Source organism: Methylocella silvestris BL2, from assembly GCF_000021745.1.
Lineage (GTDB): Bacteria > Pseudomonadota > Alphaproteobacteria > Rhizobiales > Beijerinckiaceae > Methylocapsa > Methylocapsa silvestris.
Window position 1 is genome coordinate 4,257,236 of the sequence record NC_011666.1, and the last position, 21,206, is coordinate 4,278,441.

Here is a 21,206-nt window from a genome sequence, read left to right on the forward strand (position 1 = left end):
CCTCGGTCAAATGCACGAAGCGCCGCATAGCTGAAGTCATAACGCTAAAGCTGTGCGTTTTGTTCCAGATCAACTGCAAAGATTTCGCATGCCGGCCGCATTTTCGCCCGGCCACCGCCACGATGCGGAGCGCGGGCCGCGAGCCTGATTCGCGCGCTAATTTCTTGGCCAGCTAAAATCGTCGGCGCGGCCCGGCTGCGGCTCGCTCTGGCGCAGGCTCTGACGCGGCAGCCCCTTTGCGACCGGCGTGCGCGAGGCGAGTTCGCCGCCGGGCGCCCGCACCGGGCCGGTCAAGGGCAGCACGGGGCCGGCGATCGGCTTTGGCGCGGGTGGCGGCGGCTCGCCCTCGCTCGCGCCGGGCTGGGTTTCCTCGGCGGGAAGATTTGCTTCCGCCGGCGCGGAAATCGCCGGGCTCTCCGGACTCTGCTGCTGGATCGTCTCGTCGAGATTGTGGCGGATGTCGGGCTCGATGAAATGCGCCAGTTTGCGCGCGCCGGCCTTGGTGAAATGTACCCCGTCGGCGGCGCGCAGCTTGACGATCTCGCCATTGACGTCCGGTCCGGTCGGGCTGAAGGCGCCGCCCTCGGTGGCGAAAGCCTCCCAAAGGTCGACATATTTCGCGCCGCCCTTGCCGGCATATTCGCGATAAAGGTCGTTGAACGCGGAGGCGTCGGTCGAAAGCCGCTCGCTTTTCATGACCGGAAGACCGGCCCAGATCAGCGGGATTTTCTTGTCGCGGAACATTGCGGCGATGGTCTCGATGCGATGCCCATAGGCCTCGTTCCATTGCGGGGTGCGCGGCTCGAGGACGCCGCCCTGAGCATCGCGCAGGGACTGGCGGTCGTTGCTGCCGATCATGATGACCGCGACATTGATTTTTTCATCGCTGGCGAGAAGCTCCTCGACAGCCTTGGTCCAATCGTAAAAATCGTCGCGGACGAGGCCGCTGCTGTCCTTGCCCTTGTGCAGGATCGCGACGTCCGGGCGGTCGGCGAAGGCCTCGGTCAATCCCTGGCCGAGCATCTGCCCAAGGCTGTCGCCGAGAACGGCGACGAAATAGGACGGCGGGACCGTCGGCTCCTTGTGCTTTTCGGCGGCTTCCACCGGCCTCGAGCGCTTTTCCTCGGAGCGCGCGGCGCGTTTCGCCCGAGGCGCGCCGTAGTCGCGCGCAGGTCGGTGGATTTCGGGCCGGCGCTTTAATTGGCCCGGCTGCGGCGCCGGCTGAAACAGATTGGTGAACCAGCTGAACGGATTTTCCTGCGCGGCGGCCGGCGCTGCGACAGACGCCAGCGTCGCGGCGGCGAGGCAGAGCGCGAGGGCGAGCGAGGCCAGACGCCCGCCGTAGCGGCCAGACGAACAGGCAAGGGAAGTCGAAGTCATCGTCATAGAGCCATTATAGACGTCGATGGCGCGCGGCGCACCCCGCAAGCGCGCCGGATCACAAAGCAGCGCGCGCGCTTTTACAAGCAGGACGCGCCGCCCATATGTTTGGGCGTCCGGCCTTGGCCGGCCCCGGGCGAGCCAGCAAAAAGTGGCCGTACCGGACGAATGAGCTTCAACAGGGAGAAGCGTTCAATGAATGTACGAGCCAATGTTTCCGCCGCAGCGGCGGTCATTCCGGATGAGATCCGCAATTGGCTATCCGGTCCGCGGCCAATGTTGATCGACGGCAAATGGGTCAAATCGGTCTCTGGCAAGACGTTCGACGTATTCGATCCGGCGACGGGGGAAAAGATCGCTTCGGTCGCGGAGGGCGACGCCGCTGACGTCGACCTCGCGGTGGCGGCTGCGCGCCGCGCGTTTGAAAGCGGCCCCTGGTCGCGCATGACGCCCTCCGAACGCGGCCGCATTATCCATCGCATCGGCGATCTCATCCTCGACCATGCCGATGAACTGGCCGCGATCGAATCGCTCGACAATGGCAAGCCCAAAGCTGTCGCGAAGGCCGCAGACGTTACTTTGTCAGCCGACATGTTCCACTATATGTCTGGCTGGGCGACCAAGCTTGAGGGCAAGCATATCCCGATTTCGGCGCTGACCGCCCCGGGCATGGAATTCGTATCGATGACGCGGCTCGAGCCGATCGGCGTCGTGGGCCAGATCATTCCATGGAACTTCCCGCTTCTGATGGCGGCGTGGAAGCTGGCCCCGGCCCTGACCACCGGCTGCGCGGTCGTGCTCAAGATCGCCGAGGAGACGCCGCTTTCGGCGCTGCGACTTGGCGAGCTTCTGATCGAGGCTGGCGTTCCGGACGGCGTCGTCAATATTGTCCCGGGCTTTGGCGAAACGGCGGGGGCGGCGCTGGCCGGCCATCCGGGAGTCGACAAGGTCGCCTTCACCGGCTCAACGGAAGTGGGCCGCCTGATCGTTCAGGCCGCCTCGCGCGATCTCAAGAAAGTCTCGCTGGAGCTTGGCGGTAAATCGCCGAACATCGTCCTTGGCGACGCCGATCCGGAGATGGCGATCGCCGGCGCGACCGCCGCGATCTTCTTCAATCATGGTCAGTGCTGCAACGCCGGTTCGCGGCTGTTCGTGCAGCGCAATCTGTTCGACAAGGTCGTCGAGGGCATCGCGGCGCAGGCGGAAAAGATCAAATTGGGCCACGGCCTCAACGCGGAAACGGAGATGGGCCCGCTGGTGTCGCGCGTCCAATATGACCGCGTCACGGGCTTGCTCGCCTCGGGCCGTCAGGAAGGCGCCCGCGCCGTCTGCGGCGGGGAAGGGCTTGGCGGCGCCGGTTATTTCGTGCCCCCGACGGTCCTCGTCGACACAAACCCGGGCATGCGGGTGGTGCGCGAGGAGATCTTCGGGCCTGTGCTCGTCGCCACCCCGTTCGATGAGCCCGACGACGCGCTGATCGCCGAAGCGAACAACACGATCTACGGCCTCGCCGCGGGCGTCTGGTCGGGCAATACCGGGCGGGCGCATCAGATCGCCAACCGGCTGCGCGCCGGCACGGTGTGGATCAACTGCTACCATGTCTTCGACGCGGCGCTGCCCTTCGGCGGCTACAAGCAGTCGGGATGGGGCCGCGAGATGGGACAGGCGGTTCTGTCGAACTACCTCGAGGCGAAGGCGATCACGACGCGGATCGGCTGATCACGATGGAGAAGCGTCCCGCTGCCGTCAGACGGGGGCGGGCGGGGCGCCGATCGCCGCGCGCGCGGCGGCTGCGGCGGTGCGGATGTCATCCTTGAACCGCACCCGCCGGACGCCGTCGGTCGACATCAGCAAGGCCCGCCGAACCACCTTGGAAGCGCCCGAAATATAGACAAAAGCGCCGCGGCGATGCGCTTTGGCGGCGAAATCGCCGATCGCCGCCGCCGCCGTCGAATCGAGCGCCGAGACGGCCGAAAGATCGATGATGAAGGCTTTCGGCTGCTCGGCGATTTCGTCGAGCACGGCGCTGACGCCAGCCGCCGCGCCGAAGAAAAACGCCCCGGAAATTTTGAAGGCGACAATGTCGCGGTCGCTCGTCAGCGCGCCGTAGCCCGCCCCGTTTTCGCCGGCGTCGCCCTCGTCGTCGGGGCCGAAGGTTCCCACCGCCTCGACCTGAAGCGATTGCGACATGCGGCGCATGAACACCAGCGAGGCCAGGCTGAAGCCGGCGAGAATGCCGGTCGTCAGATCGCGGAAGATCGTCAACAGAAAGGTGGCGAGCAGCACCACCGCGTCGCCGCGCGAGGCGCGGATCAGGGTGGTGAAGGCGTGTTGTTCCGCCATATTCCAGGCGACGATCGCCAATACGCCGGCCAGCGCCGCGAGCGGGATATAGGAGGCCAGGGGGGCCGCGACCAGCATGAACAGCAGCAGGAACGCCGCATGCAGCATTCCGGCGATCGGGCTGCGCGCGCCGGAGCGCACATTTGTCGCCGTGCGCGCGATCGTTCCGGTGACGCAAATGCCGCCGAACAGCGCCGAGGCCATATTGGCGACGCCCTGCGCGACAAGTTCACAGTTCGAACGGTGGCGGCGCCCGGACATGCTGTCGGCGACGACGGCGGAAAGCAGGCTCTCGATGCTGCCGAGCAGCGCGAAGGAAAAGGCGACGGGCAGCAGTGTGACGATCCTGTCGAGCGACAGAGCCGGCAGGCTCGGCGCGGGGAGGCCGCGCGGAATGCCGCCGAAATGCGAGCCGATGGTGTCGATCGGCAAGGCCAGCGCAAAGCCCGCGAGCGAAGCGACGGCGACGGCGATGAGCATGCCGGGCCAGTGCGGCCGATAGCGGCGGACGAGGAGGATGATGGCGATGGTCGCGCCCGAGACGCAAAAGGCGGGCAAACTCAAACTCGGCAAAGCCGCGCCAAGGGCGCCGAGTTTTTCGAACAAGGGGCCGGGCTCGGGACCGCTGAGGGTCAGACCAAGCAAATCCTTGATCTGGCTCGCGAAGATGATCGTCGCAATGCCGGCGCTAAAGCCGACCGTGACGGGATAGGGAATGAATTTGATGAAGGCGCCGAGGCGCAGGAAACCGATCGAAAGAAGAATGATCCCAGAGAGGAAGGTTGCGATGATGAGGCCGTCGACGCCATGGATGGCGACGGTCGTCGCCACCAGCACGATGAAGGCGCCCGCGGGTCCTCCGATCTGAAACCGGCTGCCGCCCAGCAAGGACACGAAGAATCCGCCGACGATCGCCGTATAAAGCCCGCGGTCCGGCGTGACGCCCGAGGCGATCGCGATCGCCATCGACAGGGGCAGGGCGACGATCGCGACAGTGAGGCCGGCGATCACGTCGGCGCGAAAATCCGCGAGCCCGTAGCGCTCGCGCAGAACGGTCACGAGCTTTGGCGTGAAAAGGGCGGCGAAACTCGGGGCTATCGCGGCGGTCGTCATGCTACGGTCCATTTCCGGTCCGCCGGCGGGCCGGCAAGGCCGATCAGAATTTTAGTCGCGCCGGGGGGCGCTTTCCCTGGCGCTCTCTTTTGCGGCCTCTTTGAAGCGCACGCCGCGGCCGCCCGCCGGACTCAAAGCCCCCTCGCCGATCAGCTCGACGCCGGCGCGATCGAGCGCCTCGACGACCCGAGTCAGCGTGTCGACGACGCCGCGCACATTTCCCTCGCTCGCCTCCATCCGCTGGATCGTCGGCAAGGACAGGCCGGACATCTCTGCAAGCTGCCTCTGGTCGAGGCCGAGCAAGGCGCGAGCGGCCCGCATTTGGGCGGCGGTCATCACGGTCGAACGCCTGTTCCGATTTGAGCTTCATCTTTATAGCATAACTTCTCATGTTTAAAACATGAGAAGTCAGGATTTCGATCTCATTTCCCGCTTTGCGGGGGAAGATTGCTTCGCGCTCGGCGCGGCCAGACAACCGAGGCAAAACATGCTTCATCTGACGAGCCAACCTTCGCCGGACGAATTTGCGGAGTTTTCAAATGAGCGGAAAGATCGTGATCGTCACCGGCGCTGGCTCAGGGATCGGCCGTGCGGCCTCGCTCGAATTCACCCGCCGCGGCGACATCGTCATTCTCGCTGGCCGGCGCGAGGAAGCGCTGACGGCGACCCGGGATCTTTGCCTGGATCCGCAATCGGTCGTCGTCGCCCCAACCGATGTGACGGATGAGGCTGCGGTGAGCCGCTTGTTCGACGCAGCGGTCGGCCGGTTTTCCCGCGTCGACGTTTTATTCAACAACGCTGGCTCCTTCGCCGGCTCCGGCCGCGTCGATGAACTGACGCTGGAGCAATGGCGTGTGATGATCGACGTCAATCTGACGGGCTCGTTTCTATGCGCGCAGGCGGCGTTCCGCGCGATGAAGACGCAAAATCCCTGCGGCGGCCGCATCATCAACAATGGCTCGATCTCGGCCCATACGCCACGACCGCGCTCGATCGCCTATACGGCGTCGAAACACGCGATCACTGGGCTGACGAAATCGATCTCGCTCGACGGAAGGCCCTGGAATATCGCCTGCGGCCAGATCGGCATTGGCAACGCCGCAACGGATATGACCAGCGTCATATCCTCGGGCGTCCTGCAGGCCAATGGCGACGTCGCAGCCGAGCCGACGATGGACGTCAGGCGCGCGGCCGAGGCGGTCGCGTTCATGGCGGATTTGCCGCCCGGCGCCAACGTTCAGTTCATGACCGTCATGGCAACGAACATGCCTTTCATAGGACGGGGATAGATCATAGGGTTTAAGGCGGCCAGGATCGCCGGTTCATCTGGGTCAGCAGATGCGCGGGCGTCCACGGCCCAGCTTTGCAAAGCGCTGCGCGGCCTGGCCATTAGCCAGGAAGCTGAGCGTAAGCGGTTGCGCGTGAATCGCGGGGCAGGCTGGGATAATATCCGACCCTCATAGCTCGATCTCGAGGGACTCAGATGCGATCCCAGCGCCTCGCCGGCCGCGGGAAGCCGCGCGCGTCGAGGATCTCAGGAATCCGACCGCGAAACTCGGCAAGCAAGCGCGTCTGCCGGGAATCCGCTGCTCAGCTTTAGACGATCTTTGCTGTCAGATGGTGATCCGGCAAAATTCCCCGAAGTATTGAGCCAGAAATCGCGGGTGCAATTTGATTTCCATCGGCCTTGAGCGACCATCGGCTGCGCCGATTGTCGGGGCGACTGGTTCGTCATTGTGCTCAGGCCTCTCCCGACGTTGCCTGGCGCAAACGAGTCCGGTTTTTGCCGTCCCCGCGGGACTCGCAGCCAAACTGCTCGCTTGACACCTTCTCCCCATCTGCCTATCCAACCCGGCATCGCTTCAAGCGAGGCGGAGTAGCTCAGCCGGCTAGAGCAGAGGAATCATAATCCTTGTGTCGGGGGTTCGAGTCCCTCCTCCGCTACCAGCGCAAACCCAATATATCTGCCCGACGGGGCCAGGCGAGGCTCGTCCGTCAGCTTGGCGAGATAGCCGCAGAGTTCGATCTCCAGCGGCGCTCTTGGCGGGCTTGGGTGTACGATGACGCTGTCGACCAGGTCGCGGAACGCGGCCGCGCAGCCGTCCCCGTGGATGCTCTTTCCTGCCGCCAGCTCCGTCGAGAGGCGCTCGATCAGATCGAGATAGCGCGCCAGCGCGGCGGGATGCAGGGCGACCAGATTTGGCGGCGTCTCGATCCCCGCCAGCGCGATCTTCAGCTTTCTCTTTTGCGCCACGAGGCCCAGCAGGCGATCCCTGATCGCCTCCACCGTCACGAAACCCTTGGCCAGCGAGTCGACCAGCCGGTCGATCTCTCGCGAAAATAATCCGCCTTGCCGACCAACCCAATCCTAGTCACTCGCTTTTGCTTCGAAGTCCTCCAGCGGAGCCTCGTATCCCGGCGGTTCGATCTTCTGGTTCACCCGCAGTATGGAACTGTCGGCAGGCTCGTTCGAACCCTCGACCTGTGTGCCTTTCAAGATCGCAACGCATTCGCCAGAAAGTTGCTTGTCCATCAGGGCGGCTTGAAGCGCTTTCTCGTCGGAGCGAACCTTTTGCAGCTCAGAGACGGCTTCAATCGAGGTGCAGCCAAAGGTGGTCACCTTGGCCTCGTAATAGGTCGTCTGCGACGCAACGAGGGCTATAGCAAGGATCGCTTTCACGATCTTCTCCATCATTGTTTTTCAAGATTAGGAACCGTCAGCTTGACCAACAGCCTCCCCGCCATCGTCGCGGGGAGGCTTTGGATCTCAATGCGCGCCACTTCATTGTCACGCGCCTGTTGATCCCCTTACAGGCCGCGTGAAGAGAGCCAATTGATGAAGATTTGAGCGATCTGCAGATTGTTTGTATCCAGCATCACCATGTGATCATTGCCGTGAATGGCGCCGGGCGAACCTCTATAGAGGGAATTCGGCTTCAGGTCGGGTAAATGAGCGTATTTAATGTCGCCGCCTGCCGCGGTGATTTGCTGAATCATCTGCGGGCACGGCGCGACCGGGCGAGCCGTCGGGTAGAAATCGCCTTCCTCGATAAGGATCGGGATATGCTTCAGGGTCTTGATTTCCTCTGCGGTAAGGTTTCCGAAGCAACCCGTCTCAAGCTGGATGATGGCCTTAACCTTGCAGGCGTCTTTCGTCGTCCAGGGGTAGCAACCCGCGGCCGGTTGAAGAGCGGCCCGGATCGGGAACGAAGACGATTCGGAGTGACCCATCAAGGTGGCGCCCCCTAATTGCCTGGCGAGCTCCGCCATTTGAGCGGGAGTATTGTAGAAGCCCGCAGGGTCCGTTGGACTCGGAGCGCCCGACAGCGTCGCATTCAAATCAGGGATGACCATATTGTAGAATTGCAGGTTCGAGCCTGGGCCAACCCCCACTGTTTGCATCGGGAACCGTATGCCAGCATTGGGCACGGTGTTGGAGGAGCATGGAGACGTCGTACAAGTCGTGGTGCCCCAACGGAAGACATTCCAGGCGAATTGATCGCTGGCGATCAGAATGCTCGGAATTGCCGGGCACTGCGCCGCAGGATTTGCGGATGGGATACAGTTGGTAATACCATACCGCAAGGAATTGTAAGATATTGCGTCGAAGCCCGAACGCGCACGGCCAACCTGATCAACCATATAGGTGTCAAACTTTTGACGGACGAAATACTCGTCCCAGCCCATCCGTCCATCGGGCGTGGTTTGCCATGATTTTGTGCTCAAGCAGCAACCGTGCACGATGGCGATCGGCCAATGCGCTTTCTTGGCTTCTTTGATGGGCAGCATGAACTGCACGTACATCTGATTGATCATGCGTAGCCCAGGGTTGACGGTCCTGGAGCATATATCCGAATTGGCATATGGCGCCGGCGGCGCAGGGCAGGCGGCAAGATTTCCTGCAATAAAGAAATTGCCATATCCGCCCAACTTCAAAGTTCCATTCGCATTCACCGCAGAGTAATCTTGTGCTTGAGCGGCATTAGCCGTGAACCCTAGAGCGATTACGGCTACAGCCGCCAACACCGAATGTTTGATTGCTTTGAGCGTATTCGGCGCCTCACGTTCCGCAGGGTTGAGATTTAGTTTAAATAATGGAACTCTCATTTTGTGTCCCCCCTTGCTGTGAAACCGCTCAGGTTTGGCTCAGGAAAACACGCGCGCCGAGTTAAGATCCATAACTCACTGAGTATAGGCGTGTTTTTCTATAGCTCCTAATTTTCCTCACGGTTTCGTGATAGCCCTCGAAACTTGTCGGGGCAACTAGGAAAAGTCTTCCACGAAATTCCGGCCGATATCATAAAATGGGTATTTTCTCTTATGTCGCCTGAAGCGTAGCCGATCGGTAAGGCTGGGCCGACCCGTGGGTCCTGGAATAGAATGATGCAGTGCAGCTAACAAAAATGCTAGGCGCGCCGCTATATTCGATCTCCAGCATTGGCGGCGTGGAGGGACTTTGTGTTATGTTCGAACGCGCCCTAGGATCATCGCTCCCAGGATGTAAGTCGACGTGTCGGCTAATTGACAGGTTGGACAAATGAAACCGTGCGCATCTGCATCTCTACTTTTGGCGCTGGAAGCGTATTGCGTAACAGGAATAGCCTTTGGGCAGCCGAGCCAGAGCGCACGCGCTGACGAATCTATTGGCCTGCAGGAGAGCACAACGGTCATTCCGGGCAGGGCGCAGGCTACAGGTGATGTATCAGGCCGAGGAAATCCACTTTCGGCGATATCATTGGAATCTTTGCGTGCGACGCGCGAGCGTCCGCTTTTCTCTGCGACTCGCCGCCCGCCGCCGCCCGCCGCGCCCCAAGTGGTCGTTGTAGAGAGAACGCCTGTAGCCGTCGCGCCGGCGTCGGAGCCCGAAAAGCCCAAACTCGATTTAATTGGCGTAGTGCATGGTCCTCTTGTAGGTATGGCGGTGTTTCTCGACCAAACCAACCATTCGCTTGTGCGGCTGCGTATCGGGCAGTCTTTCCGCGGATGGACCGTGCAGGGGCTCGACACAAGGGAAGCGACGCTTGAAAAGGCGCAGCAACAGGTAAAACTCGAATTGCCAGCCCGCAGCGCCACCGTGACCGCGACGGCGATGTCTCCGACGGCGAGGTCTCCGGATGATACAGCGGCGTGGCTGGACCAGTAGAGGCTCTGCTCCGCGATATGAATTTAGTTGGCGGCGAAGCCTGCTTGCGACATTGATCGGTTTGGCGCTGTTCACGCTTCTTAGAGTCGGAATCCAATTGCTGGCGATGGTCACGATCATCAACGGCGCGAGCGGATGAAGCGGCAGATCGACGAGCGCCTGCGCACGCTGAAAGCACGCGCTAATTGTGAATGTCCTTCCTTAGCCTCCCGCCCGCGCCGAAGCCATTCTCTGGAATAAATTCAACGTCCGCGGCCTCAAGCGTCTTCTGAAGCCTTTTCATCTCGCGCCTAACGCGATGCCCTCGCAGACGTCTCGGCGGCGCCCTGGAGAAGGATCTCCTTGGCCTGGTTCACCTTGATCGAGAGATAATGCGAGCCGCCCTGATCCGGGTGAACCTGATGCGCTATCCGTTGGTGCGCGTCACAAATTCCGAGTTCGGTGGCGCCGGCCTCCAGCCCGAGAATGGCGAGCGCCTCCTGCTCAGACATTGCATCGAGAAAGGGACCCGCGGCGCGCCCGCCGGATCTGCGTGGCGCGCGCCAATCTGCGCGGCCAGCAATCGCCGGCAGGTTTGCGCCGCTTTCCGCCGCCGGCCCGGAGATATGCCGCAAATAAGCCTCCAGCACCGCCGCTGAACGCCGAACAAGTTCGGGATCGCTGACAACGCCTTCCCCTGATCCGTTCCCGCAGGACGCCGCGGATGAAGTCCCGCCGTCCGTCGACAGGGGCCGAAACGCAGTCCAACCCAATATCCGCCACCCGAGAAGCGTAGGGACGAGAACCATCGCCGCGCCAAGCACGACCGCTGCGGTCGATTGTTCCTTGAACAGGAGGATCACGAGAAGAGGAACGGACAAGGCTGCGATTGCGGTCGCGGCCCAGCGCGTGGTCCGAGCGATGACTTTGGGATCGCTGTGGATGAACCAGTCGATCATCCGGACGAGCGACGCGACGATAGACAATCCCAGTGCGATGAGAGCGAAGATAAAGGGATCACTCATGGCGCCAGTTCCTGGTCGTCGGCAGACAAACATCGCGATTGCAGTCCGTTCGTCCCGGTCCGAACACAGCACGCACTATCGATGCACTGACAAGATCAGCGATATTATTGACTTCCAGGAATGCGTCTGGCAACCTCCTTCTGCACAGTTTCAGCTTGGGCCGTTTTCCGTGAATTTCGGGAGTTCGAAATGTCCGAGCAGACGAAGAAAACCGCATCCGGCGATCGTGCAGACAATCCAGATTTGAACATCGGAGCGCCGCAAAGTCGAGGGCCGCTCGCTACAGACGCCGATATTGAACATTATCTCAAAGCGAGAGAAGCGGTCGCCGCGCAGGATCGCGCCGATTTTGAAGTTTATTTGAACGAAAAAAGACAACACAATGCGCTGCAGGTCACAGCCCCTGCGCCGCCCTCATCGAAGCTTGATCGCCGCGCGATCCTCAAGGTCGTCAGCGGCGCGGCCGTCGCCGGGGAAGCGGCTGCGCTCGGTTACGGCTGGATCAACAGCAGCGCAACGGAATCAGGCGCCGGCCACGCCGCGAGCGTCGCCAGCGGGCCGCAGACAGAACACATCGTTCGCGAGCTTGCCGACTCCAAAGCCGATGTCGGCGGCAGGGGCCTCGGCAAATGGATTTTGTTGCTGCCGACCAAGCTTGGCGGCGGCACCTATGCGATCGATCTCAACTCTAATCGCGTGCTCGGCTCCATCTGGTACTGGAACTATGGCGACTTCAATCCGATTTCCCATCACCTGTGCGCGTTTCCAAGCGCCGACCCCTATCACTCGTTCGAGTTTGTAAACAGCACGCAGGGCGGGAGAAATTCGCTCATCTATGGCATTCCGACCCGCATCGAGACGCCGGCGCCCGGCTTCAATATCTATCGCGTGCGCTATGACGGCGCGCAGATGGAGCTGTTGGAAAACGTGTCGGAAACGACGGGGCTTGGCCTTGGCGTTCACGTCACCATCAACCCCAAAGACGCCCAATCCTATTTCGTGACCGATGGGCAGAAGGACATCGCCGCCTGCTTTGATCGGAATTCGTCCAGGGTCATCGCCGCGCTGAAATTCGATTGGGTATCCAACACGGCCAGCATGTCGGAGTGCTGGCAGAAGGGCGGCGTTCTCAAAATCTCGAAGATCTATCCCGACGACGCGACCGGCAAATATGACTACCTCGGCACCAAGGGGCAGAAGATCGAGTGGGAAATGGTCCCCATGGGCGAATTATTCGTCGAGGAAGGGACCATTCCCGGCGATGATCCCCACGGGTTGACGGGCGCCGACGGAACCATCTGGCATCCGAGCGGCCGCTGGGCCGCGACCGCGATCCGACTGTGCGGCGGCGTCACCATCCTGGATGCGGAGAACAATTTCGAGCCGGTCGCCTTCGTTCAATTCAACAAGGATTCCCCGGCGCAATATCCGGTGAAGAAGATCGACGGCGACCATTGGGAAGTCGCCTTCGACAAGATTTTTTCGCCCGGACACGAGATCGGGTTTTCGCCCGACGGTAGATTCCTGTGCATGATGAATAATCTGCGGGAAAACAACTGCGGCGTATTCGACAGCAGCGATCCCGACCCGACTAAATGGCGCAAGATTGCCCATATCGAAGATCCGCTGTGGCGCGGGAAATATCCAAATCCGTTCCACATGGTTTTCTCGCTGGACGGCTCAAAACTCTACCTTTCGGTCTTGCATCCTTCGCCGGCGGCAAGCGGCATTATGGTCGTGGATACCAGCACCTGGACCATAAGGAAGGAAATACAGGGAATCGGTCCTGATTTGCAGACGCTTTCAATTACTTACGACGGGAAATATATTCTCGCTCCCTTCAGCGGATTTCAACGGCTGTCGAGCGGCATCGCCGTCGTCGACGTCGCAACCGACAATCTCATAGGCATCCTGCCCAGCAGCGGCGGCCATCACGACAGCGTCATCATTCCGACGAAGCTCGATCACATGAAGCATACGAGGTCCTGCACGCTTTAGATGACGATGATTTTCGATTGAGTCGAACCAAAATCGCGAAATGTGATCCAATCAACTGGGCGGAGCATGATGCCGGCCCGGAAAATCTGCAACTTTCGAGCGTCATTCCTGGGCGCGGCCGCCCGGATAGGGCGGAGTTGCGCCGAGGCAGCGCGCCGGCGCACGTGGGCGGCGCCGATGCGGCTGCGGCCATGGAGCGTGCGGGCGGGCCGCCTCACTTGCCGTTCCCGGGTATTCCGGCGCAAGGTAACGCGATGCCGGACGTGGACCTCCTCATGAAATCCCACGAAACAGCGACAAAGACGGATCAAGTGGGGATCCGCTTCCTGCTCGGAAGCCTTGCGCTGCAGAATCTCGGCCGGCGCAAGGCCCGCACCGTGCTGCTGCTGGCCGCCGTCGCGATCTGCAGCGGCGCCGTCTTCACCGGCGCCGTCCTGTTGCGCAGCATTGAAAGCAGCATGCTCGTCGGCTTCACGCGCCTCGGGGCCGACATGCTCGTGGTCCCGCAAGGAACGCTCACCAACTTAACGGCGGCGCTGTTGACGGCCGAGCCCACCGATCTCACGCTCGAAGACAACATGCTCGGCCGGCTGGCGGCGCTGAAAGGCGTCCGGCGCATCGGCCCGCAATTGATTTTTCGAACAGACGCCTCCGGCTACGGGCACGGAGACGAGCCGGTCGATTTGATCGCTTTCGATCCCGCCCGTGATATCACCGTCCAGCCATGGCTCGACAGTCGCCTTGATCGGCCCATGCGAGAAGGCGACGTCATCATCGGCGGGCGCCGCGAGGAGCCGCTCGGCTCCGAAGTGCTGATCTTCGGCAAACCGCTCATCGTCTATGGAAAGCTCGGGAAATCCGCGGTGGGGACGCACGAGCGCGGGCTTTTCATCGCTTTTTCGACGCTGAACGACCTGCGGGAAATCATGGTGAACATCTGCGGGAAAAAGGCGCCGCTCGAGCCTCATAAGCTATCCGGGGTCCTCGTCGAACTCGCGCCCGGCGCCACAACGCAGCAGGTACGGTTCGCCATCCTGGCGAACTTTCCCGATGTCAAGGTCATTGCCGGCGAATCGATGCTGACCTCCATCCGTCAAAGTCTCACCATCCTGCTCGACGGCGTGCTCGCACTCATGCTCGTCATGTTCCTCAGCACGGCATTGATGGTCGGCGTGTTGTTTTCGGTGATCATCACGGAGCGGCGCCGCGAACTCGGATTGCTCAAGGCGATCGGCGCCCGTAGCGGGCAGATCATCGGGATGCTGCTCACAGAGGCGGCGCTCGCGACGGCCGCGGGCGGGCTGATCGGCTGCGCGCTCGGCCTGTTGCTGCTGCGTGGTTTCGAGCATTCGCTCGTCTACTATCTCGCGAGCGTCGGAGTCCCATTTGTTTGGCTGAATACGGGCGCTGTCATGCTGATCGCGTTCTCCTGCGTTCTGCTGGCTTCCGCGACCGGGGCGGCGGGCGCATTCTACCCGGCGTGGCGGACCAGCCGCGAGCAGCCCTATGATCTCATTCGATCCGAAGGCTGACGAATGCTGTCCTGCAGCAACGTGGGAAAGACCTACGCGACCGAACGAGGGGATATCGTAGCCGTGCGGGGGATCGATCTCGAAGTGCCGAGCGGCCAGTTCGCCGCAATCGTCGGGCGCTCCGGCTCGGGCAAATCGTCGCTCATGGCCATGATCGGCGGGTTAAGCCGCCCGAGCCAGGGCGTGGTGCGCGTCGAGGGCGCCGACATCTGGGCGCTCCCGGACGACGCTCTGGCGCAGTTCAGGAATCGCAAGATCGGATTTGTTTTCCAATTCGCAAGTCTCTTGCCCGCCCTGCGCGTCATCGACAATGTGGCGCTGCCGGCTCTCCTTGGCCGTCGTCTTGACGCCGGCGCAGCCTACACGAGAGCGGCGCGGCTCCTCGCGAGGCTCGGATTGGCCGAGCGCCTCGACGCCTATCCGGCGGAGATATCGGCCGGACAACAACGCCGCGCCGTGATTGCGCGGGCTCTCATCAATGCGCCGTCGCTGCTGCTTGCGGACGAGCCGACCTCGGACCTCGACGAACGGACCGAGATGGAGATCATGGACGAGTTTCGCACCCTCAACCGCGACCATGCGATGACGGTCATCATCGTCACCCACAATCTCCGTCTCGCGGAACAGGCGGACCGTGTCTTCCACATCGCCAATGGCGGTCTCGTCAAGTGAAAAGCGCGGAACGCCAGCCAGTCCTTGAAACCTTGTCCAATACGGAAAAGGACGCGTTGATTCTTCGGTTGTGGGACGATCTGCGCGAAGAGCGCGCCCGCTCACAGAGGCTGGCGCAGGGCCAAGATCAGGCCGTCGCGGACGTTGCCGGCGCAAGCGATCTTCTGGCGCAGCAACAAGGGCCCGACAGGCGCCAGCCTCCATCTTCAAGTGTGAACGTCAACGTGAGGCTGGGGCGCGGGCTCGGGTTGCTGCGGCCCAAGGTCGTGATCGGGGCGATCGCCCTCGTCGCTCTTGCATTCGGCATCGATGCAGCGATTAGCTGGCGCCAGCGCGACTGGCTGGAGCAGAAGCGACTTGCCGGTCTTGCGCTCGAACACGCCGCCTATTCGGGTGTCTTCGTCGAACTCGTCAAGGTCGCCTACGAGCCCGATCAGAAATCATACCGGCTCACCATGGCGATGCAGAACCTCGATCCGCTGCATCCGATCTATGTCATGCGCAGCCCGCTCCGCGTGTTCGAGCAGTCGGGGCTGACATGGCGAGAAGTTCCGGCGCGGGCGCCCAATGGCGTATCGCCGGTCGTCGTGAAGCTGGCCGACCGGCAGATTTACGAAACGATCTTCGAACCCAATCTCAAGGAATGGACGGAGCTGCTCCCGGGATACATGCACATTCGCTTCGAGAGCAGCAGCCTGATCAGCCAGCGCAGCGAACCGGAGGATGACATCGTCGATCGCACCGATCGCTATTTCGTGTACCTCAAACCGCACGGCGCCGATGACGAGGCGATCCGCAAGCGCATGAAATATTCGGGCGAGCCGCCGGTCTATATTCCGATGCCGCCACATTAGTTATGAGTTCACAAACAACAAATCCTCGTTACCGGCTCGCCTTCGCCGTATGATCCCTGCTTTAGGGCGTTCAGAGCGGCAATTCCGATCCATCGGATCAGCCGTGGCCGCGCTTTCCGAGTCACATGACCGTGCGCGGAAAAGGCTCGTTACGATCGCAACACTCCTCCGTCAATGTGCAATCGCGGCGTAACTCGCCCGCTCGATTGTTGCTCATGATCCTGGACGCTTCGGCGGACCCCCGTCCCGCATGCGGCCGTTCTGATCAGGAGATCAACCGAGGAGAATCCTATGGCCGGAATTAGCATAATGGCCCCATTCGCCGCGACCATGGTCGCGATGGCGTCGCCCAGCCCGCAAATAAATGCAATGGACATCAGGCCTCCGCCCAACGAACTAGCCGACGATACTCTGTCAAATCAAGATTACCTGACGCTCGAGGCTGCGACCGCCGTTCGTTACCGGTGGGTCCCAAAAGCCTCAAAGCCTGGCCCCAACTCTGTCCGCTATCAAGGCGATCCTTTGGGGATCCGAATCTGCAGCAACTGTTAGCGTGGCCCGCTTGGGCCATGACGGCGGCGCTTGAGCGGCGCGCCGATCCGCTTGAGGCGCTTGAACGCGCGATTTCGCGTCCGCGGAGCGCAGCTCGCCAGACTGCGAGAGGAGAACATTAATGCCATATAATTTTCTTTTGGCCTGTTGGGGCGTCGCGGGCAATCTCGGCCCTATGCTGACCGCCGGCCGTCAATTGCGCCGTAGCGGTCACACGGTCCGCCTTTTAGCCGATTCGGCCCTGCGCGAAGAGATTGAGGCGGCCGGGTTTGGCTTCACGGCGTGGCGACGGGCGCCGAACTATTCGGACTTCGAACCCTTGTTGGTTGCGCTTGACCCTACGGATTTGGGCAGCTTTAGCGAACATATCCTGTTTGGCCCCGCCGCTGCTTGCGCGGCCGACACGCGGGAAGAACTCAACGCCGCGCCAACCGACGCCCTTCTTGCTCACGACATGCTGCTCGGCTCGGCAATCGCCGCGGAAGCCGCGGGCGTCCCCTGCGCTGTGCTTTCACCACATATCAGCGTGAGGCCCTTGCCGGGCGTTCCGCATGTCGGCAGCGGCTTGACGCCGCCGCGCAGCTTCGAAGAGCGCGCGGACGTCGAAGCCGCGAACAGACGCTTCGGGGACGCTCTGAATGAGCGGCTTTATCTCCTGAACGAAGCGCGCGAAGGGCAGGGCCTCGCTCCGTTGAACCACGTGTTCGATCAATATGACCGGCCCGACCGGTTCCTGCTGGCGATAAGTTCAGCATTCGATTTCCCGGCTGACGACCTCCCCGATAACGTCCGATACATAGGGCCGTTGCTCGACCCGCCCGGCTGGTCGAAGCCCTGGAGGGCGCCCTGGCCGGCACAATCAGATCGGCCTCGCGCCCTGGTGTCGTTTAGCACCACCTTCCAGGACCAGGCTGACGCGCTTCAGCGTGTCGTGAACGCGCTGGGCAGGGTCGAAATCGACGCCGTCGTAACGACAGGTCCCGCATTGGTCGGCAGCGCCTTGCACGCGCCGAAGAATGTGACGCTGCTCCATAGCGCTCCACACGATGCGGTGATGAAGGAAGTGTCTCTGGTGGTGACGCATGGCGGGCACGGGACGGTGAGCCGGGCGCTGCTTCACCGCCTGCCGCTGCTGATCATGCCGATGGGCCGCGACCAGGACGACAACGCATTGCGGGCGGAAGCGCGCGGCGTCGGCCTGACTTTGCCGCCGACCGCCTCCGAAGCGGAGATCGCGCGCGCCCTAAATCGCCTGCTCACCGAGCCCCATTTCCGAATCGCGGCGCACCGGCTCGGCGCAGCGATCGCCGCCGAACTCGATTCAGCCGGGCTCGTCGGGGAGATGGAGGAGATTGTCGCGTTCCGGCGCGCGGACCATCGCCCGGCGCGCAAGCGCCTGCTTCGAAACTGACCTTGGCTAGATGAAGCCGGATTCGCGCAATGCGCCTATCGAGAACGGAGATTCAATCGATGAACTATTCGTCGCGCCCAACAGGATTGATGCGGCCTCTTGGCAGTATCGAGCACATGTTTTGGCTCAAGGATCAACATATGCCGTACCACTTCGCCGTTTGCGCCGAGATCGAGGGGCCGACAACAGTCGATGAGTGGCGCGCGGCTTTCGATATGGTGCAACAGCGCCATCCCAATTTTTCGGTCAAGATTGAACTGGACAAGGACGGTCGTCCTTGCTTTCGCCGCGTCGCCGGCGCGCGCATCCCGCTCCGGATCGTTGCAAGCAGCGATATGCGTTGGGAGCGCGAGATGGAGTGGGAGCTTGCGACCCGCTTCGACCTCCAACAGGCTCCGCTCGTTCGGGCGGTGATATTGCATCAACCGCACCGCTCGGCTGTTATCCTTTCCTCGCATCATTCGATAGCAGACACAAAATCTTTGGTATTTGCGATAAGGGACGCGCTTCGCGCGCTGTCTGGCGAAGTTCTCGATCCCTTGCCGCCGATTGGTCCGCTCGATGACTTGCTCGCGCCTCTAGAGTGGACGACGAGGGATAGAGCGCCTAATCAAGAGCCGGATCCAGCTCCCGCCGACAGGCAGGACGTCTACCGGGCGCCCGATGGATCGTTTCCTCGGGTTCAAAGCCTCAGATTGACGCAGGCGCTGACGGGCGAATTGCGGCGACGCAGCCGCGTGGAGGCGACGACAGTCCACGCAGCCCTCGTCGTCGCCGCAGTCGAGGCGGCAAGGCTTCTTTCCAGCGAACTACGCGAAGGCACGATCAACGTATGCTCAGCGATAGACGCCAGGACGATGATTGGAGCCGACGAGGAGGTGGCGCTGCTTTCTGGCGGCGGAATGACTTCGTTAGAGCCGCAGACACACGCCTTTTGGGAAACGGCGCGGCTTACAAAGCGCAGTATCGCTCTGTTGCAAACGCACGAGGCGATGTCCCGCATGATAGAAGAAATTGGACAAGCCCTCTCCCATCAACCTGACAAAAGTGGAGTAGCCGACCTCATGGCCGACTTCAATTTTGAGATCAACATCAGCAATCTTGGCGCGTTGCCGATTGAAACGCGCTTTGGAGATCTGACGTTCCGGGCGTTGTGGGGCCCGTCTATTCTCGCGGGCTTCAAAGGCGAGCAGGAGATCGGCGTTGCGACGATGAACGGATCGCTGAGCCTTCTGCATGCGAGCTACAAGCCGTTGCCGTCGTTCTTGCGGAGAATGGAGGAGCTTCTCATCTCGGCTTGCTTGTAGCTGGCTCACTTAATGCAACATCGGCCGGGTCGTCGCAATGAACGACCCGGCGCTCGCATGAATCGATTAACACGCGCGGAAGTGTGATCCTTTGCGTATCAAGCCGAGCTCCGCCACCTTTACCCTGCTGCTGGGCCTTCTCGCTGCGGTCCCGTCATTCGGCCTTGACATGAGCCTGCCGGCTCTGGCGGCGACCGGCGCCGACCTCGACGCCTCCGCGTCAGACGTCGGGTTGACGATAAGCGCTTTCATGTTGAGCCTCGCGGCGGCGCCGCTCGTCTATGGACCGGCCTCGGATTATCTTGGGCGCAAGCCAGTTGTCATATTCGGTTGCGCACTTTTTGTCGTCGCCAGCATCGGCTGCGCGGTCGCGCAATCGCTGTCGGCGCTTTTGACGTGGCGGCTTGTCCAAGGCGCCGGCGCCGCGGGCACGACGATCACGCTGGCGATCATCCGCGACCTGTTCGATGCTCAGGCCGCGCGCGCCAAGACCTCCTATGTCATTATCGCCATAAATACCGTTCCTATGGTCGCGCCGACGGCAGGCGCCGCTTTGCTCACGCTCGGCGGCTGGCGTCTTATCTACACGGCGCTTCTTGTGGTGGGCCTTATTGTGCTGCTTGCCGTTTCGCTTGGCTTCAGGGAGAGCGCCCGGATTGACCCTGCGGGCCGCCTGACGCCGTCCGTCATTGCCCGCAATTATTTTCGCGTCCTGACCCATCGCATCTGTCTTGGGTACATTCTCGTCAACGCCAGCGCTTTTGCGGCGATATTCGCCTATGCCAGCGGCTCCTCGCTGTTCTTTATCAACGTGGTCGGGCTGAGGCCCGACGTGTATGGGCTGATTTTCGGCGCGAGCGCAGCGGCCGTCATGGGGGGCGCCTTCCTCGATGGCCGACTCCTCGCGCGAGGAATATCGCCCTTTTATCCGCTGATGATTGGCCTGGCGCTTTTGGCGGTCTGCGCTATTGGGCTTCTAGCCATGACGCTGGCCGGCTGGATGCCGCTGCCTCTTGTCATTTCGCTTATGATCGCCGCCGCCTTCGCCTTTGGGCTGGTCACGCCGAACGCGATGAACGGCGCGATGCAGCCGTTGCCGCAGATTGCCGGCGCCGCCGGCGCGGCGGCCGGATCCATTCAGATCTTGGCAGGCGCTGTCTCCAGCGGAGTTGTCGCAATTTGCTTTGATGGACATTCGGCGCTTTCGATGACCGCCGTGATGGCTTCTTGTTCAATTCTCGCACTGGCCTGCTATCTGCTGATTGCCCGTCCCGCCGAACGCGTCGCCCTATCGCCGTGAATTGCGGCGGCGCCGATCGCAAAGCGAGATTTAGGGGAAGGTCGTCGGACCACTTGGATTGAGCGTCGCGCTCAAGAGGCGTCCGCTTCGATCGCGCTCCCAGAAGCCGTCGTTGTCGAGAGATAGGTGAGGGCGCGCCAAGCCCTTGGCCGCAAATTGGCGGCGCATCACGTCATGTTCAACGCCTGTCTCTTGAAGATGCGGTCGGCGACGCAGCCGCCTGCGGCCGATTGCTGACGTCGCCGCAAGCGCCGACGCGTCAGACCATCCGCGCGCACCAAACCCCCGATCCGCGCCGTTTTCTGCCCCGGCCGCACAGGTTGGCGACCGATGCGTCCGCGACCCCGGCTGTGCGCAGCCGCGCGTCGGCTTCAGCGCGTCGCCCCCGGAGTGGGCGGCAGTCTGCCGCATTCCGATAATATTGCATCTGTAGTCGATCGCCAGTATGTTTCGCGAACTGTGCGACTGCGATGGCAATTTCCGCCATGCTCTAGCGTTGAATTAAGCATGACGCCGCTGCGATTTGTATAGAAAACCATATTTGCTCAGCGCCTGTTAGAGCGCGTGTTTGGAAGCATTGAATAACTTATTTGTTAT

General features: G+C 61.8%; 17 protein-coding genes and 1 tRNA gene. 12 read left to right on the forward strand and 6 right to left on the reverse strand.

The features are described from left to right. Positions 1-156 precede the first annotated feature (156 nt). The gene (locus MSIL_RS19700; protein WP_187148680.1) at positions 157-1,380 is read right to left on the reverse strand and encodes an SGNH/GDSL hydrolase family protein; all 1,224 of its coding nucleotides are present in this window, start codon (positions 1,378-1,380) and stop codon (positions 157-159) included. A 195-nt stretch (positions 1,381-1,575) separates the two neighbouring features. On the opposite strand from MSIL_RS19700, the gene MSIL_RS19705 reads away from it, so the two are divergent. Continuing rightward, positions 1,576-3,099 carry an aldehyde dehydrogenase family protein gene (locus MSIL_RS19705; protein ID WP_012592831.1) on the forward strand — a complete coding sequence of 508 codons (1,524 nt, stop codon included), beginning with the start codon at positions 1,576-1,578 and terminating at the stop codon, positions 3,097-3,099. Positions 3,100-3,126: 27 nt separating this feature from the next. On the opposite strand, the gene MSIL_RS19710 is transcribed toward MSIL_RS19705, so the two are convergent. Both MSIL_RS19710 and MSIL_RS19715 read right to left on the reverse strand, forming a co-directional pair. Continuing rightward, positions 3,127-4,836 carry a SulP family inorganic anion transporter gene (locus MSIL_RS19710; RefSeq protein ID WP_041368201.1) on the reverse strand — a complete coding sequence of 570 codons (1,710 nt, stop codon included), beginning with the start codon at positions 4,834-4,836 and terminating at the stop codon, positions 3,127-3,129. 51 nt (positions 4,837-4,887) lie between these two features. Continuing rightward, on the reverse strand, positions 4,888-5,175 hold the full coding sequence (locus MSIL_RS19715; protein WP_049768228.1) for a helix-turn-helix domain-containing protein: 288 nt from the start codon (positions 5,173-5,175) through the stop codon (positions 4,888-4,890). A 200-nt stretch (positions 5,176-5,375) separates the two neighbouring features. On the opposite strand from MSIL_RS19715, the gene MSIL_RS19720 reads away from it, so the two are divergent. The 3 genes from MSIL_RS19720 (at position 5,376) to MSIL_RS19730 (ending at position 7,180) form a co-directional block, all read left to right on the forward strand. Next, positions 5,376-6,125 (forward strand): SDR family oxidoreductase, encoded by a 750-nt coding sequence (locus MSIL_RS19720; RefSeq protein ID WP_012592834.1) that lies wholly within the window; start codon positions 5,376-5,378, stop codon positions 6,123-6,125. Positions 6,126-6,706: 581 nt separating this feature from the next. Then, positions 6,707-6,783, forward strand: a tRNA-Met gene (locus MSIL_RS19725). Positions 6,784-6,889: 106 nt separating this feature from the next. Next, positions 6,890-7,180, forward strand: a complete 291-nt coding sequence (locus tag MSIL_RS19730; RefSeq protein WP_041368203.1) for a hypothetical protein — start codon at positions 6,890-6,892, stop codon at positions 7,178-7,180. Between the two features lie 24 nt (positions 7,181-7,204). Here MSIL_RS19730 and MSIL_RS19735 read toward each other — a convergent pair whose 3' ends face one another. Then, entirely contained in the window at positions 7,205-7,531 is a 327-nt protein-coding gene (locus tag MSIL_RS19735; protein WP_041368204.1) for a hypothetical protein, read from the reverse strand. 113 nt (positions 7,532-7,644) lie between these two features. Then, positions 7,645-8,943, reverse strand: coding sequence for an alpha/beta hydrolase family protein (locus tag MSIL_RS19740; protein ID WP_148213153.1), 1,299 nt, complete (start codon positions 8,941-8,943; stop codon positions 7,645-7,647). A 787-nt stretch (positions 8,944-9,730) separates the two neighbouring features. Here MSIL_RS19740 and MSIL_RS20425 point away from each other — a divergent pair. Next, positions 9,731-9,979: a hypothetical protein gene (locus MSIL_RS20425; protein ID WP_148213154.1), complete on the forward strand. Its 249-nt coding sequence runs from the start codon at positions 9,731-9,733 to the stop codon at positions 9,977-9,979. Between the two features lie 290 nt (positions 9,980-10,269). On the opposite strand, the gene MSIL_RS20430 is transcribed toward MSIL_RS20425, so the two are convergent. Next, the gene (locus MSIL_RS20430) at positions 10,270-10,983 is read right to left on the reverse strand and encodes a J domain-containing protein (RefSeq protein WP_012592840.1); all 714 of its coding nucleotides are present in this window, start codon (positions 10,981-10,983) and stop codon (positions 10,270-10,272) included. Between the two features lie 189 nt (positions 10,984-11,172). On the opposite strand from MSIL_RS20430, the gene MSIL_RS19760 reads away from it, so the two are divergent. The 7 genes from MSIL_RS19760 to MSIL_RS19800 all read left to right on the forward strand — a co-directional run bounded on the left by MSIL_RS19760 (position 11,173) and on the right by MSIL_RS19800 (position 20,609). After that, positions 11,173-12,981, forward strand: a complete 1,809-nt coding sequence (locus tag MSIL_RS19760) for a YncE family protein (RefSeq protein ID WP_012592841.1) — start codon at positions 11,173-11,175, stop codon at positions 12,979-12,981. A gap of 164 nt (positions 12,982-13,145) precedes the next feature. Next, a complete protein-coding gene (locus tag MSIL_RS19770; RefSeq protein ID WP_244406184.1) occupies positions 13,146-14,513 on the forward strand; it encodes an ABC transporter permease in 1,368 nt (455 codons plus the stop codon). A 3-nt stretch (positions 14,514-14,516) separates the two neighbouring features. Beyond that, on the forward strand, positions 14,517-15,185 hold the full coding sequence (locus tag MSIL_RS19775) for an ABC transporter ATP-binding protein (RefSeq protein WP_012592843.1): 669 nt from the start codon (positions 14,517-14,519) through the stop codon (positions 15,183-15,185). Next, complete coding sequence (locus MSIL_RS19780; RefSeq protein ID WP_012592844.1) at positions 15,182-16,039, forward strand: hypothetical protein; 858 nt, start codon at positions 15,182-15,184, stop codon at positions 16,037-16,039. The genes MSIL_RS19775 and MSIL_RS19780 overlap by 4 nt, the downstream gene beginning before the upstream one ends. Before the next feature lie 673 nt (positions 16,040-16,712). Beyond that, the gene (locus tag MSIL_RS19790; RefSeq protein WP_012592846.1) at positions 16,713-18,002 is read left to right on the forward strand and encodes a glycosyltransferase; all 1,290 of its coding nucleotides are present in this window, start codon (positions 16,713-16,715) and stop codon (positions 18,000-18,002) included. A 59-nt stretch (positions 18,003-18,061) separates the two neighbouring features. Next, positions 18,062-19,309, forward strand: a complete 1,248-nt coding sequence (locus MSIL_RS19795) for a condensation domain-containing protein (RefSeq protein WP_012592847.1) — start codon at positions 18,062-18,064, stop codon at positions 19,307-19,309. Positions 19,310-19,400: 91 nt separating this feature from the next. Then, the gene (locus tag MSIL_RS19800; protein WP_012592848.1) at positions 19,401-20,609 is read left to right on the forward strand and encodes a multidrug effflux MFS transporter; all 1,209 of its coding nucleotides are present in this window, start codon (positions 19,401-19,403) and stop codon (positions 20,607-20,609) included. Positions 20,610-21,206 lie beyond the last annotated feature (597 nt).